The organism is Zoogloea oryzae, from assembly GCF_030161255.1.
In the GTDB taxonomy this organism is placed as follows: Bacteria; Pseudomonadota; Gammaproteobacteria; order Burkholderiales; family Rhodocyclaceae; genus Zoogloea; species Zoogloea oryzae.
Map to the genome: position 1 here is coordinate 1 of NZ_BSPX01000005.1, position 16,825 is coordinate 16,825.

At 65.6% G+C, this 16,825-nt stretch carries 15 protein-coding genes; 7 read left to right on the top strand and 8 right to left on the bottom strand.

Features of this window, described 5'->3' with window-relative positions:
- Positions 1 to 200 precede the first annotated feature (200 nt).
- The 3 genes from QQK25_RS03130 to QQK25_RS03140 all read right to left on the bottom strand — a co-directional run bounded on the left by QQK25_RS03130 (position 201) and on the right by QQK25_RS03140 (position 3,348).
- Entirely contained in the window at positions 201 to 2,210 is a 2,010-nt protein-coding gene (locus QQK25_RS03130) for an ABC transporter ATP-binding protein (protein ID WP_284186629.1), read from the bottom strand.
- Between the two features lie 105 nt (positions 2,211 to 2,315).
- Positions 2,316 to 2,795, bottom strand: a complete 480-nt coding sequence (locus QQK25_RS03135) for an FKBP-type peptidyl-prolyl cis-trans isomerase (protein ID WP_284186630.1) — start codon at positions 2,793 to 2,795, stop codon at positions 2,316 to 2,318.
- The gene (locus QQK25_RS03140; protein WP_284186631.1) at positions 2,761 to 3,348 is read right to left on the bottom strand and encodes a peroxiredoxin; all 588 of its coding nucleotides are present in this window, start codon (positions 3,346 to 3,348) and stop codon (positions 2,761 to 2,763) included. Before QQK25_RS03140 ends, QQK25_RS03135 begins: the two co-directional genes overlap by 35 nt.
- Positions 3,349 to 3,633: 285 nt before the next feature.
- On the opposite strand from QQK25_RS03140, the gene lexA reads away from it, so the two are divergent.
- The 4 genes from lexA to QQK25_RS03160 all read left to right on the top strand — a co-directional run bounded on the left by lexA (position 3,634) and on the right by QQK25_RS03160 (position 7,899).
- Positions 3,634 to 4,236: a transcriptional repressor LexA gene (gene lexA / locus QQK25_RS03145; protein WP_194271308.1), complete on the top strand. Its 603-nt coding sequence runs from the start codon at positions 3,634 to 3,636 to the stop codon at positions 4,234 to 4,236.
- A gap of 111 nt (positions 4,237 to 4,347) precedes the next feature.
- Positions 4,348 to 5,100, top strand: coding sequence for a translesion DNA synthesis-associated protein ImuA (gene imuA, locus QQK25_RS03150; RefSeq protein ID WP_284186632.1), 753 nt, complete (start codon positions 4,348 to 4,350; stop codon positions 5,098 to 5,100).
- Positions 5,036 to 6,508 carry a Y-family DNA polymerase gene (locus QQK25_RS03155; protein ID WP_284186633.1) on the top strand — a complete coding sequence of 491 codons (1,473 nt, stop codon included), beginning with the start codon at positions 5,036 to 5,038 and terminating at the stop codon, positions 6,506 to 6,508. The genes imuA and QQK25_RS03155 overlap by 65 nt, the downstream gene beginning before the upstream one ends.
- A 35-nt stretch (positions 6,509 to 6,543) precedes the next feature.
- Entirely contained in the window at positions 6,544 to 7,899 is a 1,356-nt protein-coding gene (locus tag QQK25_RS03160) for an MATE family efflux transporter (RefSeq protein ID WP_284186634.1), read from the top strand.
- Here the strand turns inward: QQK25_RS03160 and QQK25_RS03165 are convergent.
- Together QQK25_RS03165 and QQK25_RS03170 are read right to left on the bottom strand one after the other, a co-directional pair.
- Entirely contained in the window at positions 7,896 to 9,662 is a 1,767-nt protein-coding gene (locus tag QQK25_RS03165) for a M61 family metallopeptidase (protein WP_284186635.1), read from the bottom strand. The genes QQK25_RS03160 and QQK25_RS03165 overlap by 4 nt on opposite strands.
- Positions 9,663 to 9,975: 313 nt before the next feature.
- Entirely contained in the window at positions 9,976 to 10,338 is a 363-nt protein-coding gene (locus QQK25_RS03170; protein WP_284186636.1) for a hypothetical protein, read from the bottom strand.
- Positions 10,339 to 11,079: 741 nt separating this feature from the next.
- Here QQK25_RS03170 and QQK25_RS03175 point away from each other — a divergent pair.
- Complete coding sequence (locus QQK25_RS03175; RefSeq protein WP_284186637.1) at positions 11,080 to 11,346, top strand: hypothetical protein; 267 nt, start codon at positions 11,080 to 11,082, stop codon at positions 11,344 to 11,346.
- A gap of 348 nt (positions 11,347 to 11,694) precedes the next feature.
- Here the strand turns inward: QQK25_RS03175 and QQK25_RS03180 are convergent, their stop codons facing one another.
- The gene (locus tag QQK25_RS03180) at positions 11,695 to 12,621 is read right to left on the bottom strand and encodes a LysR family transcriptional regulator (RefSeq protein WP_284186638.1); all 927 of its coding nucleotides are present in this window, start codon (positions 12,619 to 12,621) and stop codon (positions 11,695 to 11,697) included.
- A gap of 100 nt (positions 12,622 to 12,721) precedes the next feature.
- On the opposite strand from QQK25_RS03180, the gene QQK25_RS03185 reads away from it, so the two are divergent.
- The gene (locus tag QQK25_RS03185) at positions 12,722 to 13,498 is read left to right on the top strand and encodes a ferredoxin--NADP reductase (RefSeq protein WP_153163542.1); all 777 of its coding nucleotides are present in this window, start codon (positions 12,722 to 12,724) and stop codon (positions 13,496 to 13,498) included.
- A 49-nt stretch (positions 13,499 to 13,547) separates the two neighbouring features.
- Here QQK25_RS03185 and QQK25_RS03190 read toward each other — a convergent pair whose 3' ends face one another.
- A complete protein-coding gene (locus QQK25_RS03190) occupies positions 13,548 to 14,594 on the bottom strand; it encodes an extracellular catalytic domain type 2 short-chain-length polyhydroxyalkanoate depolymerase (RefSeq protein WP_284186639.1) in 1,047 nt (348 codons plus the stop codon).
- Entirely contained in the window at positions 14,591 to 14,995 is a 405-nt protein-coding gene (locus tag QQK25_RS03195; protein WP_284186640.1) for an MAPEG family protein, read from the bottom strand. Before QQK25_RS03195 ends, QQK25_RS03190 begins: the two co-directional genes overlap by 4 nt.
- A gap of 84 nt (positions 14,996 to 15,079) precedes the next feature.
- Here QQK25_RS03195 and QQK25_RS03200 point away from each other — a divergent pair, with 84 nt between their 5' ends.
- Positions 15,080 to 16,804: an ABC transporter transmembrane domain-containing protein gene (locus QQK25_RS03200; RefSeq protein WP_284186641.1), complete on the top strand. Its 1,725-nt coding sequence runs from the start codon at positions 15,080 to 15,082 to the stop codon at positions 16,802 to 16,804.
- Positions 16,805 to 16,825: the final 21 nt, after the last annotated feature.

Consider the following 16,825-nt stretch of genomic DNA (forward strand, 5'->3'; position numbering starts at 1 on the left):
CTTTTTAAACTTCGCCGCAAACACCTGACTGCGCAGAAGCAGCCAATCCTCCGGCCTACCCCCCCTCCACCGCGCTGAACAACTGCGCTGCGAAGAGCGCCGAATTATAAAGAACTATCAGAACTCGTCAAGAGGTTTGGGGAAATTAATTCAAAACAGCGTCACACGCGCAAATTTGCATCGATGCCTGCACCTTGGCGTCACCCCTCTCTGGATACCAGGTGACAACGCACCACGCGGGTCGCCGAAACCGAAACTTCGTCCGGATAGCTCGTGCGACATGCGTCGTTCGCAACAGCGCACCGGGGATGAAAGTGGCAACCCTTTGGCGGATTGAGCGGCGATGGCATGTCCCCCTTGGCGCCCGCCCGCTTGGAAAGCCCGGCAGTCTCAATCCTGGGCACGGCATCAAGGAGCATTCGGGTGTAAGGATGGCGCGGATCACGCAGCACCTCCTCGACACGCCCTCGCTCGACAATCCTGCCCAGGTACATCACCGCCACATGGTGCGCGAGGTAATCCACGACAGCCAGGTTGTGGGTGATGAACAGATACGACAGCCCATACTCGGCCTGCAGTTCGCGCAGCAGGTTGAGGATCTGCGCCTGCACCGACACATCCAGGGCGCTCGTCGGTTCGTCGCAGACGATCAGCTTCGGCGACACCGCCAGCGCCCGGGCAATGGCGATGCGCTGACGCTGGCCGCCGGAGAACTCGTGGGGAAAACGATGGCGCATGGCCGCATCGAGCCCGACCCGACGCAGCAGCCCGTCGATACGAGCAGACCGGGCCGACATATCAGGTTCGACGCCCAGCGCCAGCATCCCTTCTTCAAGAATCTCGCCCACGCGCATGCGCGGATTGAGCGACGCAAAAGGATCCTGAAAGATCATCTGCAGATCGCGCCGCAGTGGCTGCCACTGGCGCGGCGACAAGGCCAGAAGATCGTGCTCGCCATAATGGGCGCTGCCGCCGCTTGAAGGCACCAGCTTGAGCAGCGCCTTGCCGGCAGTGGTCTTGCCGCAACCGGATTCACCGACGAGCGCCAGCGTCTCTCCGGCGGGTACATCCAGCGAAACACCGTCCACCGCCTTGACGTAACCCACCACGCGCCGAAACAACCCCTTCCGCACCGGGAAGTGAACCTGTAGCGCATCCACCTCGAGCGCCTTGCCCTCCGCCTCCTGACGGGTGAGCACCGCATCGGGCTGACGGGGCGATTCGACCCAGCCCATCTTTTCGACCGGATCATATAGATGGCAGCGCACCGCCTGCTCGCCGACGCCATGCATGGCGGGCGCCACGCGGCGGCAACGCTCATGGACCTGCGGGCAGCGATCGGCAAAGCGGCAGCCCGGGTGACGCTCGCCCAGTCGGGGAACCTGCCCGACCAGCGTCTCCAGCGCCCTGCCCCGCTGCTCCGACGTGGGGAGCGCCGCGAACAGCTTGCGTGAATAGGGGTGCAGCGGCTCGCTGAAGAAAACCTCCCGCGGCCCGGTCTCGACGAGTTCGCCGGCGTACATCACGCCAACCCGATGAGCCATCCGCGACACCACACCCAGATCGTGGGTGATCAGCAGCATGCCCATTCCACGGCTCACCTGCAGCTCTGCCAGCAGATCGAGCACCTGGGCCTGGATCGTCACGTCAAGCGCAGTGGTCGGCTCATCGGCGATCAGCACCTTCGGATCACCAGCCAGGGCGATGGCGATCATCACCCGCTGCTTCATGCCGCCGGAGAGCTGGAACGGGTACTCACCCAGACGACGCGCGGGATCCGGAATGCCGACGGCCGTGAGCAGCCGCTCGGCTTCATCCCAGGCCGGACGGCCATGCAGCCCCCGGTGACGGACGAGCACCTCGCCGATCTGGTCGCCGACGGTCATCACCGGATTGAGGCTGGTGGCCGGCTCCTGGAAGATCATTGCCAGCCGGTTGCCGCGCACATCGCGCATCTGCGTCTCGGGCATGGTGTGCAAGGCCTCGTCGCCCAGCATGATCGACCCATCGGCAATCCGCCCACCAGCAGGCAGCAAGCCCATGCAGGCCAGCGCCGTCATCGACTTGCCGCAGCCCGATTCGCCCACCAGCGCCAGCGTGCGCCCCGCCGACACCTCGAAGCTGATGCCATCCACCGGACGCAGGGGTTTATCCCTCGGCCCGAGTTCAACCCGTAACTGCTCGACCTTCAGCAAGCTTTGAGCTTCCATTTGGAGTCTGCACATCCCAAAGAAAACGGACCGCCAGGCGGTCCGCTCGAATCCATGAACCGGCTGAGGACACGGACGCGAAAGCGCCCCTCAGCCGACATGTGATCAGTGGTGATGACCACCTTCGCCATGCACATGACCGTGGCCGACTTCTTCGGCGCTGGCCGCACGCACGCTCTTCACGGTGATGTCGAAGATCAGCGCAGTGCCGGCGAGGGGATGATTGCCATCGACAACCACCTTGCCGTCGGCGATGTCGGTGATGCGGTAGACCATTTCCTCGTCGTCGTTATCGCCAACGCGCTCGAAGGACATGCCCACTTCGATGTTGTCCGGGAACAGGGAGGCGTCCTCCACCAGCACCAGTTCTTCGTCAAACTCGCCAAAGGCATCTTCCGGCGCCAGCTTGATCGTCAGCTTCTCGCCAACCTGCTTGCCGTGGAGCGCTTCTTCGATCACGGCGAAGATGCCGTCGTAACCGCCATGGAGGTACACCAGCGGGTGGTGACCGTCGTCGATCATGTTGCCATCCGGGTCCTTGACCGAGTAATCAAGCGTGACGACCGTGTTCTTGGCGATTTCCATTTACATTCCTTGAGTTGAGTTGCTTTACCAGCTGAAAGACTTCGGCCGCGTGGCCACGGGGATTCACATCGTGCAGCACATGGCGGAGCACGCCATCACTGGAAATGATGAAGGTCGAACGACGCACGCTGCGTTTCATGACGCCATCCACCACCGCCGACTGCCACACACCGTAAAGCCTGCACACGTCGCCATCTTCGTCGGACAAAAGCTCGACCGACAGGCCGTGCTGGTCGCGAAAATCAGCGTGGGTGAGGCAGTCATCGGGGCTGATGCCGATCACGATACATTTTTCCTTCGCGAAATCGGCATCGTGATCACTGAAATCGATCGCCTGACGGGTACAGCCGGGCGTGTTGTCACGGGGGTAGAAATACAGCACAACGTGGTGGGTGCCCAGCACCGACGCCAGATCGAACATTTCCATGTCGGCATCGGGCAGGGAAAAGAGCGGTGCGGACTGACCTTCGGTCGGGGCTACCGCTTCGGCGGGGGATTCTAACCGAGCCGCCTTGAGAACTCTACCCGAAGCGTGTTGAGGGCTGACAAGCATGAAAATCTCCTCTGGGGGCTGAGGGCCCGGCAAGCGGAGCCCTGCTGATTAGGCGATTCGGACACGTGCTGTTCTCTGTTCTTCTTGTCTTTGCTTATGATGCCTCGTCAGGCTTTTGGCGCGCGACGGGCACCCTTGAATGAATAGTCCATTGGCGCCCCAGCCTCAAGCGCTTTGTCTTCAGATTTTGATGTTTATCACGAGCAGAGCCCCCCGGAAAGCCCATCTACAGCTTGTCATGCGCAAAACCCTGTATATAATTACATAAGACTTCAGGAGTATGCCGTGTCCGAACAACTCACCGCCCGTCAGCAAGAAATCCTTCAACTCATCCGCGATACCGTCGAGCATGAAGGTCGCCCGCCCACGCGGGCGGAAATCTGTACTGCGTTTGGCTTCAAATCCCCCAACGCTGCCGAAACCCATCTGCGCGCGCTCGCCAGCAAGGGGGTCATCTCGCTGGAAGAAGGCCGTGCCCGGGGCATCCGTCTCGTCGAATCCCTCGGCCTGCCCCTCGTCGGGCGGGTGGCTGCAGGTAGCCCGATTCTTGCCGCCGAGCACATCCAGCGCCGCTTCCATGTTGACCCCAACATGTTCTCGCCCCGAGCCGATTACCTGCTTCAGGTTCGCGGCCAGAGCATGCGCGACGCAGGCATCCTCGACGGTGACCTGCTCGCCGTCCATCGCACCACCGAAGCCCGGGACGGCCAGATCATCGTGGCCCGCATGGAAGACGACGTCACCGTGAAGCGCCTGTCCCGCAAGGGGCCGATCGTCGAACTCCTGCCGGCAAACCCCGACTTTGAACCCATCATTGTCGACACCCGCAACGAGCCGCTGGAAATCGAAGGCCTCGCGGTCGGTTTGATCCGCAACGACAGCCTCTGATCCTCGTCAGCACAAACGGTTGCCCTGCCCTGCAATCGGCAGGCAACCGCGCTGCGGCACCTGGCGTGCAAGGCATGAAGCGTTCACTCACAGCCTAGTTCATTTATTGCCATGGCGCCTCCGGCTGTTTCTGTCCTTCGCTCCCCAGACGCGTTGCAGCATCTAGTGTGGCGTGGCGATCAGGTTGCCTCGGCAGCGCCAGGCATTGCCACCGGCCATCCCACCCTGGATGCCGTACTGCCCGGCAAGGGCTGGCCGGTCGGCGCACTCACCGAAATCCTCGTCCCCCACACAGGTGTCGGCGAGCTCGGCCTGATCCTGCCCCTGCTCCAGCGGGTGCCCGAAAGGCGCTGGGCCGTCTGCATTGCGCCGCCAGGCCAGCTTTATGCGCCGGCCCTCTCTGGCGCGGGCATTCCCCTCGAGCGGCTGCTCCTCGTTGATGCCGAAAGCCCCGCCCATGCCCGCTGGGCGGCCCGCCAGTCGCTCAACTCCCATAGCTGCGAAGCCGTCGTGATGTGGCTGGCCGAGGCTGACAACGGCGCCCTTCGCCGACTTCAGCTGGCTGCGGAAGAAAGCGCCACGACACTTATCCTGATACGGCCTGCCACAGTGGCGGGTCAGCCATCGCCGGCTGTGCTGCGTCTTGCGCTTACGGCACGGGATGGCGGGGTGGACGTGCGCGTACTCAAGCGCCGCGGCCCACAACTGGCCGGCCCAGTTGCCATTGATCTGCCTCGGCTGCCCGTCAGGCCGGCGCCATCGCCCCAATCCACCCAGCCTTCCGGTCATGCCGTCATCCATGCTCTGGTGCGCCCTCTACCTGCCCGATCTGCCCCTGCAGGTCTTCGCACGGGGGCAGGCTGAAACTGGCCCGCTGGCGGTTCTCAGCCCCCGTCCACGCCAACGCGTGCTGGCAGCAACGCCTGCTGCCCAGGCCTGCGGAATCGAAGCCGGGCTCAAACGCGCCAGCGCCCTGGCGCTCCTGCCCAGCCTGACACTGATTGATCGGGATATCGCCCGGGAAACCGCCGCCCTTGCAGAGATCGCTGGCTGGGCCGGGCGTTTCACCTCGTCAGTCAGCCTTGATCCGCCCGCCACCCTGCAACTCGAAATCCGTGCCAGTCTGCGTCTATTCGGCGGGCTCGACCCTGCCTGCGCAGCAATCACCGACGGTCTGACCGAGCTGGGCTTCACCGCCCTGCTCGCCGTAGCACCAACCCCGCTGGCTGCCCGCTGGCTCGCCCGCTGCGCCCCGGGCAGCCAGATCACCGACCCCGCAAAGTTGCCGGAAACCCTCGATGCCCTGCCCCTCGGCACCCTGGCCGACGAGCCCGGCCTCAGCGCGGACACCCTCGAACTCCTCACTGGCATCGGCGCCCGCTGCCTGGGTGATGTCCGTCGCCTGCCCCGCAGCGGCCTCGCCCGGCGTCAGGCCCAGGCGATCACCGATCTGCTTGATCGCGCCTACGGCGCCACACCCGACCCGCGTCGGTGGTATGTCGCACCGGAACACTACACCGCCAGCCTGCCCCTGCCGGCGCCCAGCGATCAGGTGGATACCCTGCTCTTCGCCGTGCGCCGTCTGCTTGGCGGGCTGGGCGGATGGCTGGACGGGCGCCAGGCCGGGCTGGAGCGTTTCTCCCTGGTGCTGGAATTCGAAGCCCTCACCAGCGCCCATCGAGGCCTCGCACGGGAAGCCCGGCTCGACATCGTGCTCGGCACCCTTACCCGCGACATGGCCCGCTGCCAGCTGCTGGCCCGGGAGCACCTGAGCCGCCAGGCCCTGCCGGCACCGGTGGACACCGTGCGCATCGAGGCCGACGCGCCCTGCCCCATCGCCCCGCCCCGCAGCGATCTGTTCGACGCCAAGGCCGGCGAAGACGGCGACCCCGACCTCCTCGTCGCCACCCTGCGCGCACGCCTCGGCCACGAAGCCGTGCGCTGCCTCGCCACCCACCCCGACCACCGGCCGGAACTCGCCTGGCGACGGGTCGATCCCCTCGCCCGGCCACGCGCGAGCGCTGCTTCCGACGCCCTGCCATCCGCACCACGCCCCCTGTGGCTGCTGGCCGAGCCGCGCCCCATCCAACAGCCAGCGGCCGAGAACCTTCTCGCCGGCCCCGAACGCATCGAATCCGGCTGGTGGGATGGCGACGACGCCGAGATCGCCCGGGACTACTACGTAGCCCGCCGCCGCGACCGCAGCCTGGTGTGGGTCTTCCGGGATCGCCGGCCGCCCCACGGGTGGTTCCTGCACGGCTACTTCGCCTGAAACACCCCGCCCCGCCGCGCTACACTACGCCGCCCATGAAATCCCCCGTCGCCCTCTTCCAGCGCATCGCAGCCCTCGCCTGGCCGGTGCTCATTGCCCAGCTCTCATCGATGACCCAGATGGTCAGCGACACCGTGCTCACGGGCCGCTACGGCACCACCGACCTCGCCGCCGTGGCGGTGGGCAGCGGCATCTACATCTCGGTCGTGATGCTGATGGTCGGCATCCTGCAGGCAGTGGCGCCCACCGTGGCACACCATGTGGGCGCCGGTCGCAACGACGAGATCGGGCCCGCCGTGCAGCAGGGCTTCTGGCTCGCCCTGGCGCTGTCGGTGCCCGCCGTGCTCTTCCTGCGCCACCCGGACTGGCTGATGCAGCTCGCCGACGTGAGCCCGGAGGTGGACACCCGCGCCCGGGATTACCTCGCCACCGTCGCCTGGGGATTGCCGGCGGTGTTCCTGTACCGCACGTTCTACGCCTTCACCAACGCCCTCGGGCGAACCCGGGTGCTGATGTTCATCAGCCTCGCCACCACCGCCGTGCACATTCCGCTCTCGTGGGCGCTCATCAACGGCCACCTGGGCCTGCCAGCAATGGGTGGTGTCGGCTGCGCGGTGTCGAGTGCCTGCATCTGCTGGCTGGCTGTGGTCTCAGCGCTGATCCACGTCCAGCGCACGCCCGCCTATCAGCCCTACCACCTGTTCTCCCGCTGGCAACCGCCCCGAGCCGCCCAGCTTGGCGAGCTCCTGCGGCTGGGGCTGCCGATGGGCTTTTCGAGCTTTGTCGAGATCACCTCGTTCACCCTCATTGCCCTGCTGGTGGCCCGGCTGGGCGCCACGGTGGTGGCGGGCCACCGGATCGTCGGCAACCTGTCGGCGCTGATCTACATGCTGCCGCTGGCCATCGCCATCGCCACCTTGGTGCTGGTCGGCCAGGCGCTGGGCGGGCACGACGGCACCGGCGCGCGGCGTGCCGCTCGGGCCGGCATCCTGTTCGCCACCGGGCTATCGACGCTGGTGAGCATCGGCGTGTGGTTCGTCCGCGAACCGATCATGGCCGCCTACACCACCGACCCAGCCGTGCGCGACCTCGCCGCATCGCTGGTGATCTACATCTGCCTCTACCAGTTCTTCGACGCCATCCAGACCGTCGCCGCCCACGCCCTGCGCGGCTACAAGATCACCTTCGGGCCGATGCTGATCCACACGGTGTGTTTCTGGGGCATCGGCCTCGCCGGTGGCAACTGGCTGAGCTTTCACGGGCTGGGCAGCCTGCTGCCGCCCCAGGGCGTGGCGGGTTTCTGGCAGGCTGCAGTGCTCAGCACCGTCGCGGCGTCGGTGCTGTTCGGGTTCTACCTGCACTACGCGTCGCAGGGCGCAACGCGGGATTAACCCGCCAGCCAGCCTTCCCGCAGCGCCATCACCGAAGCCGGTGCATCGTCGGCCAGCGCCAGCTTCGCCACATCGGCCGGCGCGGCGCGCAGTTCCACCTCAAAGCGCATCAGCTCGTCCCGACGGAAGACGTGAATCTCCACCCGCTCGCCGGCCATGCGCCGGGCGAGCTGCTTGTCGAAATTGCCGGACGTGACCTTCAGCCCGTCCAGCGCCACCAGCACGTCACCCGCCGACAGCCCCGCCGCTTGCGCCGGGCCACCGTCAAACACGTTGGCGATCTTCAGCGCGTCGCCGTCGGCGGTGGTGCGCACGCCGATGCCCGGCGCTTCGCTGGGCGCCTCCCAGGCAAGCTCGACGCCAACGCGCTTGAGCCATGCCTCCAGCGGCAGCTCGCCGGCGCCGTCGACGATCTCCCGCAGCCAGTCGCCGAGATCGGCACCGCCCAGCTCGGTGGCCAGTGCAAACAGACCGTCCTCGGCCACGCCCACACCCGTCTGGCCGTGGCGCTGCCACAGGGCCCGCATCAGGTCGTCCAGGCTTGTGCCGCCCTGGCTGTCGGCCCGCAGGTTGAGATCCAGCAGCAGGCCCACCAGCGCACCCTTGGTGTAATAGCTGACGATGGCGTTGGGGCTGTTCTCGTCCTGGCGGTAATACTTGGTCCACGCCTCGAAGGACGACTCTGCCACGCTCTGCTTGCGCCGGCCGCTGCCCTTGTGCACCTGGCTGATGGTCTTGCCCAGAAGGGCCAGGTAATCCGCCCGGGTGATGCGCCCGGTACGCACCAGCATCAGGTCGTCGTAATAAGACGTGAAGCCCTCGAAGGCCCACAGCAGCCGCGTGTAGTTCTCGCGGGAGAGGTCGTAGGGCACAAAGGCCGCCGGCTTGATGCGCTTGACGTTCCAGGTGTGGAAATACTCGTGGCTGCACAAGCCCAGGAACTGCCGATAGCCTTCCGTCGGCGCTTCCATGCCCGCGTGGGGCAGATCGGCCCGGCTGCACAGCAGCGCGGTGGACGCCCGATGCTCCAGCCCGCCATAGCCGTCGCCCACCGCCATCACCAGAAAGACGTAGCGGTCCATCGGCGCCGGTTCGCCAAACAGGCGGATCTGCGCTTCGCACACCGGCTTCAAGTCTTCCACCAGCCGCGTCAGGTCGCAGTCGTGGCGGCCGGTGACGGCCACCGCGTGGGGCACGCCGCAGGCGTCGAACTCCGCCAGCGAGAAGGTGCCCATCTCCACCGGATGGTCGATCAGCGCATCGTAGCTTTCGGCCTGATAGCGGCCAAAGCCGTAGCGCTCTGCGCCAGCCTCCGGCAGGCTGGTAGCCACGCGCCAGCCCGCATCTTCAAGGCCAGCGGGCGGCAGGATGTCCACCAGATGGGCCGCCCCCTCAAAGCCGTGGGCGCACAGGAAGACGCTGGTGCCGTTGAAGAAACCGTGGGTCTGGTCCAGATGCGCCGTGCGCACCGACAGATCCCACGCATAAACGGTGTAGCGCAGCGTCACCGGGCCGCTCACGTCGGCGGGCAGGCGCCAGGTGTGCTTGTCGGGCCGCGTCACCACGAGCGGCGTGTCGCCGCGCTGGGCGCTCAGGCTGACGACGTTCTTCGCGAACTCCCGGATCATGTAGCTGCCGGGAATCCACGCCGGCAAGCTGAACACCTGCCCGGTCGGATCGGGCGCATCGAGGTGCAGCGTGACTTCGAACAGATGGGCAGCCGGCTGGACAGCCTGGATCGTGTAGCGGACGGCGGAATTCATCGAGGCGCTTCATGCAGATTGACGGAAGGCGCCGATTCTACCCGCCACCGCCACACCCGGCCCGACGAAGGCTGCCTAAAATTTAGGCAATGGCACAATTCCCTTTCGGCAGAAGGTGTTGCCCCCCACTCTGGGGAAGTGATCGTTTTGACATCAAGGGGCGAGTGCGCGAAGCCGGCGTGAGATCAGGTGGGACGCGGGATCCGGGAGATGCTGTCCGCGGGAAGCCGCGACCTGGGATATCTGGAATCTGTCGAAAGTAATTAACACCGTGTCACCCGAGGCGGACTTCACGCGCGGGCTGTAACACGGGTCACGCCGCCGCGTCGAGCGCCCCCTCAGGCCCCAGCCCGTCTGGCGTGATCAGCCCGTCTTCGATTGCTTGCGCGTAGACCTTGGCAAAGTGGGCCTCAATGGCCTGCGGAGTGGCGGCTGGCACAGTTTTCAGTGCGTCCTCCAGGATTGCCGCGATTTCTCCGCCCGTGACCTGGTGCCGCGCATGGCCCGCGCCGACATGAGCGTGCCAACCTGGGCAGACGCCTTTCTGGCCGAGTTTCGCCGGCCCGAAAAGCCCAGTGTGGAGCCCGCCTAACTTCGACCACCTGAAGCCCAACGACGTGAGGAGCACCGACGGCCACATCCTTGATGAATTCGTGGCCGCGAGCTGCATCGTCAAGGCCCACTCAGCAGCACTGAGCCCCCTTGCTCGATGACCCCAAAGAACTGAGGCCATCGAGCAAGGCGACTCGCTGCCGCGTTGCACAAAAAAGAGGCGCCGTTACAAATCCGTGACGGATCAACGCAGTGCGGAAGCGCCCCACAACTTACCCACAGGCCTACCCACGCTGGGCGGGGATAAATCCACGTTATCAACAGACCACCATGCACACAGAGGCATCTCGGTGATCACAGCCGGGAATTTCGGTCCTTTATCGACCAGCGGCGACGCCATCAAAGATCTGTCGCAGACGTTGGGTTGCGGGGCTGCGTTCGAGTCCGCCAGGCGATGAGCCCCTCTGATCGATGTCCCCGAACACTTCAGGCATGGATCAAGGAAGCGCCCCACCACGTTGCACGAAAAATAAGCAGAACCTCAAAACCCTGATGGATCAAGGCCGTGCAGAACAGCCCCACAACTTACCCACAGGGCTGCCCACGGCAACCGGGGATAAATCCCCCCCTTTCTGCAGACCACCTGGCTCACAGGGGTGTCTCGATGATTGAAAGCCGGGGGAACACTGGGGCCATGGGGTAGGACAGAGCCACGCAGCATTGCTCAAAAAATAGGCAGCGTTACAAATCCGTGACGGATCAAGGCGGTGCAGAGAAGCCCCACAACTTACCCACAGGCCTGCCCACGGCCGACGGGGATAAATCCACGTTATTAACAGACCACCACGCATACAGGAGTAACGCAATGATCCCAGCGAGGAACCCCGATGCGCGGCGTGCGAGCATCAAGGCGATCAAGACGATGGTCGGCCCCAAGGGGCTGGCGCTCGATGAGGACACCTACCGCGCCATGATCGGCAACGTGGTTGCCGGCAAGCGCAGCCTGAAGGATCGAAGGCCCCGGAGAACCCATCGCGTTGCGTTCAACAGGCGTCAGCGAGGTGGTGCCGAAGAGCCTGCAAGGTGGTCGCCGCAGAGCGATGACCTCCACGAAATCGACTTTGATCTGTAACGAATCCGAGTGCCAAAAGCACCGCAAATCAGTGCCAAAACGGCCGCGAACTTACACCTTTTCCCAGGTCCGCTCGGGAAAACTATCCGTCAAATCGGGGTCAAAACACCCTGCACCAAATTGAGGCAGCGACTCTTTTTCCTTTTCGATCATTAACTTGCTGCACTGCCGCACAGCTTATCCACAGCTTGTCCCCGGATTTTTGTGAATAGATTGAAACTATCCAAAATCCGGTTTAAAAAGAACTGACCTATTTTTAAGCAAGCGTAAAAAACCCTTTTGTGTCCGGCAGATGACAGCGCCCCCCACAGTTTGTCCACAGCCTTGCCCACGCCTGTTGTGGGTTATTCAGGGGATGAAGGGGAGCTGGATCAGGTCGCTGCGGGTGACGCCGGCGGTCATCTGACGACACAGGGCGATGAACTCGCTCATCCCGGCCGTCACGTACTTGCGCTGATGGATGACGAACTGGAACTGCCGGCGCAGATCCAGCTCCGGCGTATCCAGTGGCACCAGGCTGCCCCGGCGGAAAGCCTCGCGCAGCGCCAGCCGCGAGATGCAGCCGATGCCCAGGCCGCTCTCCACCGCCCGCTTGATGGCTTCGGTGTGTTCCAGCTCCAGCCGCACCTTGAGCGGCCCGCCCACGTGGCGCAGGGCCTGGTCGAAGGTCTCGCGGGTGCCCGAGCCCACTTCGCGCAGGATCAGATCCTGGGTCAGCAGCTCATCCACGCCGACCTTTCCGGCCCGGGCGAGCGGATGCCCCGGCGCGCAGAACACCACCAGCTCGTCATCCACCCAGGGCTCGACGATCAGGTCGGGATGCCGACAGCTGCCTTCGATCAACCCCAGGTCGAGTTCATAGTGGGCCACCTGATGGATGATCGTCGCCGAGTTGTGCACCGACAGCTTTACCCGCGCGCTCGGGTGCCGGCGCAGGAAATCCGCGGCGATCAGCGTGGCGAGGTAATTGCCGATGGTGAGCGTGGCGCCGATCTGGATCGGCCCGAAATCCATCTTGCGGGCCAGCAAGGTCTCGATCTCGGCGGCGTGGCCGATGAGCTGCGCCGCGTGGGGCAGCAGCGTCTTGCCCAGCTCGTTGAGGCGCAGCGCCTTTCCGATGCGGTCGAAGAGCTGGGTGTCGAACTGGCGCTCCAGCTCGCCCAGAGCCGTGCTGGTGGCCGACTGGGACAGGGCGAGCTCGTCCGCGGCGCGAGAGACGCTCTGGTGCCGGGCGACGGCGACGAAGATTTCCAGCTGGCGTAAGGTGTACTTCATATATCTATAAAATCGAATAAATATATCAATACAAACCATTTTACAGATTTGTACCACTCACTAGAATTGCTGCATCACAACATCCGTTTCAGGCGCAATCATGAGCAAGCTGAGCACCCAAACCGTCCTTGAAGTCCGTCACTGGAACGAATCCCTGTTCAGCTTCAAGGTCACCCGCGACACCGGCCTGCGCTTCGAGAACGGCCAGTTCGTGATGATCGGCCTGGAAGTGGACGGCCGCCCCCTCACCCGCGCCTACAGCATCGCCAGCCCCAACTACGAAGAGCACCTGGAGTTCTTCAGCATCAAGGTGCCCAACGGCCCGCTCACCTCGCGGCTGCAGCACCTGCAGCCGGGCGATCCGATCGTGGTGAGCAAGAAGCCCACCGGCACGCTGGTGCTCCACGATCTGCTGCCCGGGCGCAACCTCTACCTCTTCTCCACCGGCACCGGCCTCGCCCCGTTCATGAGCGTGATCCAGGATCCGGAAACCTACGAGCGCTTCGAGAAGGTCGTGCTGCTCCACGGCGTGCGCTATGTGTCGGAGCTTGCCTACAGCGAGTTCATCGAGCAGGAGCTGCCCCAGAACGAGTTCTTCGGCGAGGAAGTGCGCCAGAAGCTGGTGTATTACCCCACCGTGACCCGCGAGGAGTTCCGCAACCAGGGCCGCGTCACCGAGGTCATCGAAACCGGCAAGCTCTTCGAAGACACCGGCCTGCCCCCCATCGACCCGGCCCTCGACCGCGCGATGATCTGCGGCAGCCCGGCGATGCTCGACGACTGCTGCAAGATGCTCGACGCCCGCGGCTTCAAGATCTCGCCGCACATTGGCGCCCCGGCCGACTACGTCATCGAACGGGCCTTCGTCGAGAAGTGAGCCTTCCGGCCCGCCCACAAAAAATCCGGCCTCGGCCGGATTTTTTCGTTCACCATGCCGGCGCCTCGGCCAGCCTGGAAATCATCTTGCGCACCGCCACCATCTGCGGCCCGTTGCGGGTGGCGTAATCCACCGCGCTGTAGCCCCACCAGTCCCAGCAGCCCTTCGGGTTGTACACCCAGCGCAGCGACCCCGACGCCCAGCCGCTCCGGGCCACCACCTGCGGATAGAGGATCACCAGCCGGTTCGATTCGGCCCAGGCGTTGTAGCCGGCCCCTTCGGCAAAGCGCCGGCCCAGCGCATCCACGCCCTGCCGGCAGCCATGAAACGCCACATGCACCCGGCAGCCCCCCGCACGGCAGGCGGCCGGCACGTAGGCGAAGCCCTCGTCCGCCATGCTGATGTCGATGGGCGCGCCGCCGATGAAGGGGCGCTGGTCGAAGCTGACAAGGTTGCCAGGCTCCGGCACCACCTTCGGGTTGAGCCCGCCAAGGAGATGGCCGAGCAGTTCGCCCGGCGCATCAAAATCGCCACAGCGGTTGATGAAGGGCGGCTCGGAGGTATCGCAGGCATTGGCCTTGCCGTCGGCCACCGAGATCATCGCGTGGCCGGCGCCGGGCAGCGTCACCAGCCGGGTGGACGCCGCCGGCACCCATTGCTGGTAGAAGGCCATCAGCGCATCGACCACCGGGCGTTCGACCGTGCGGTCGGCACTCCCGGTGAGCACCCACACCTTGTCGTCGGCGAGCGCCGAGGGCGGGTCGATGAGATCCAGCCGGGCGCGGGATTCGATCCGCGGCTTGATGTCGGCGGGCTTGGGCGGCGGCGTCCAGCGGTTGGGCGCCATGCACGCAGTCATGGCCCGGATGACGCTGCCGTCGGCACAGTCGTACGGCCCGGCGGCGAGGATGCCGACACCCCGGACGAGCTTCGAATACGCCACCTGAAACTGCCCCGCCATGTAGCCGCCGGACGAGATGCCCGAGACCGTCACCGCCGAGCCATCTGCCTGCAGCGCCGGCAGGGATGGCGCGGCCATGGCACTCGAAACCGCCAGCCCGGCCGCAGCAAACATCACGCAAGTCCGCTTCATCATTTCACCCCCACCAGTTGCGCGATCACCCCGCCCGCGGCCAGGAGCCCCAGCCCCCCGAAGGCCAGCGCCGCCACGGTAAAGCCCTTCGCCCGCAGCCCGGGCGCCTTCGCGTAGCCCACCGCGTACCACACCCGGCCCACGAGCCACACGCCACCCAGCGCCGCTGCGGCGACGTCGCTCACGTAGGCCGCGCAGATCCACAGGCACGGCAAAGTCATTGTCGCCCATTCGAGGGTGTTCATCTGCACCCGGTAGAGCCGCTCGAACACCGGATGCCCGGTGACGGCAGGCGCGGCCACGCCGTAGCGGTGGCGCCCCTTGCCCACGGCAAAACAGGTGCCAAACATCAGCAAGGCGATCAACAGCGTGACCCCGGCGGTGAGAGGAGAAGAAGACAGCATGGATTCAGGATTCCGGAAGACGAGCGCCATAGCTTACCGTCCCTCCGTCATACTGCGCATTACCGTTTGTTCCGCCACGCGCTCATGTTCCGCATCCTCGTCCAGTTGCTTTCCCCTTATCGTCGTCGTGTCTTCATCGCCGTCATCGCCCTGGTGATCGCGGCCGGCACCATGCTGGCCGTCGGCCAGGGCCTGCGGGCGGTGATCGACAAGGGCTTCTCGGCCGGCGATCCGGCCTGGCTCGATCGCACCCTCGCCACCATGGGCGGGCTGATCGTGCTCCTCGCCGGCGCCACCTATCTGCGCTTCTACAACGTGTCGTGGCTGGGCGAGCGGGTCACGGCCGACATCCGCCGGCGGGTCTTCGATCACCTGCTCACCCTGCCGCCGGCGTGGTTCGAGGCCGGGCGCACCGGCGAGGTGATCTCGCGCCTCACCGCCGACACCACCCAGCTCGAAAACGTCATCGGCTCCAGCCTCTCCATCGCCCTGCGCAACGCGCTGCTGCTGGCCGGCGGGCTGGTGATGCTGTTCACCACCAGCCTCAAGCTCAGCCTGCTCACCGTGGGCGGGGTGCCGCTGGTGGTGGTGCCGATCATCCTGTACGGCCGGCGGGTGCGCAGCCTTGCCCGCGAGAGCCAGGACCGGGTTGCTGAACTGGGCAACCGCATCGACGAGACCATCCACGAGATCCGCATCGTCCAGGCCTATGGCCACGAGGCCGCCGACCGCCGGGATTTTGGCCGGCTGGTCGAATCCAGCTTCGACACCGCCCGCAACCGCGTCGCCAACCGGGCGCGGCTGGTGGCCGCGGTGATGGTGCTGGTGTTCGGCGCGGTGGCCTTCATCCTGTGGGTGGGCGGCCACGACGTGCTGGCGGGCCGGCTGTCGGCAGGCGAGCTGTCGGCCTTCGTGTTTTACGCCGCCCTGGTGGCCGGCAGCGTCGGTGCGCTGTCGGAGGTATGGGGCGACCTGCAGCGGGCCTCGGGCGCCACCGAGCGGCTGATGGAAATCCTGAATGCCACCCCGGCCATCCTCGCCCCGGCCCGGCCCCAGCCGCTGCCCGAGCCCTCCCGGGGTGAACTGGCCTTCGAGCAGGTCCGCTTCTTCTACCCCAGCCGGCCCGACACCCCGGCGCTGGACGACTTCACCCTCACCATCGCACCGGGCGAGACGGTGGCCCTGGTCGGCCCGTCCGGCTCCGGCAAGAGCACCGTCTTCCAGTTGCTGCTGCGCTTCTACGATCCCCAGGCCGGCCGGGTGGTCCTGGACGGCGTGGATCTCACCGCTGCTGACCCGCTCGCCATCCGCCAACGCATCGCGCTGGTGCCCCAGGATGCGGTGATCTTCGCCACCAGCGTGGCCGACAATGTGCGCTACGCGCGCCCCGACGCCAGCCTCGACGAGGTACACGCCGCCTGTGCCGCGGCCTTCGCCGACGAGTTCATCGCCCGCTTGCCCGAAGGCTACGACACCGATCTGGGCGAGCGCGGCGTGCGTCTTTCTGGCGGCCAGCGCCAGCGCATCGCCATCGCACGGGCGATCCTCGCCGATCGGCCGGTGCTGCTCCTCGACGAGGCCACTTCGGCCCTCGACGCCGAGAGCGAGCGCATGGTCCAGACCGCCCTCGACGGCCTGATGCGCCGCCGCACCACCCTCGTCATCGCTCACCGCCTCGCCACCGTCCAGAAGGCCGACCGGATCATCGTGCTCGACGGAGGGCGCATCGTCCAGCAAGGCAGCCACGCCGAACTCGTCGCCCAGGATGGGCTATACGCCCGACTCGCCCAGCTGCAGTTCGTCGCATGACTGCGCCGAGAACTAGTTCCT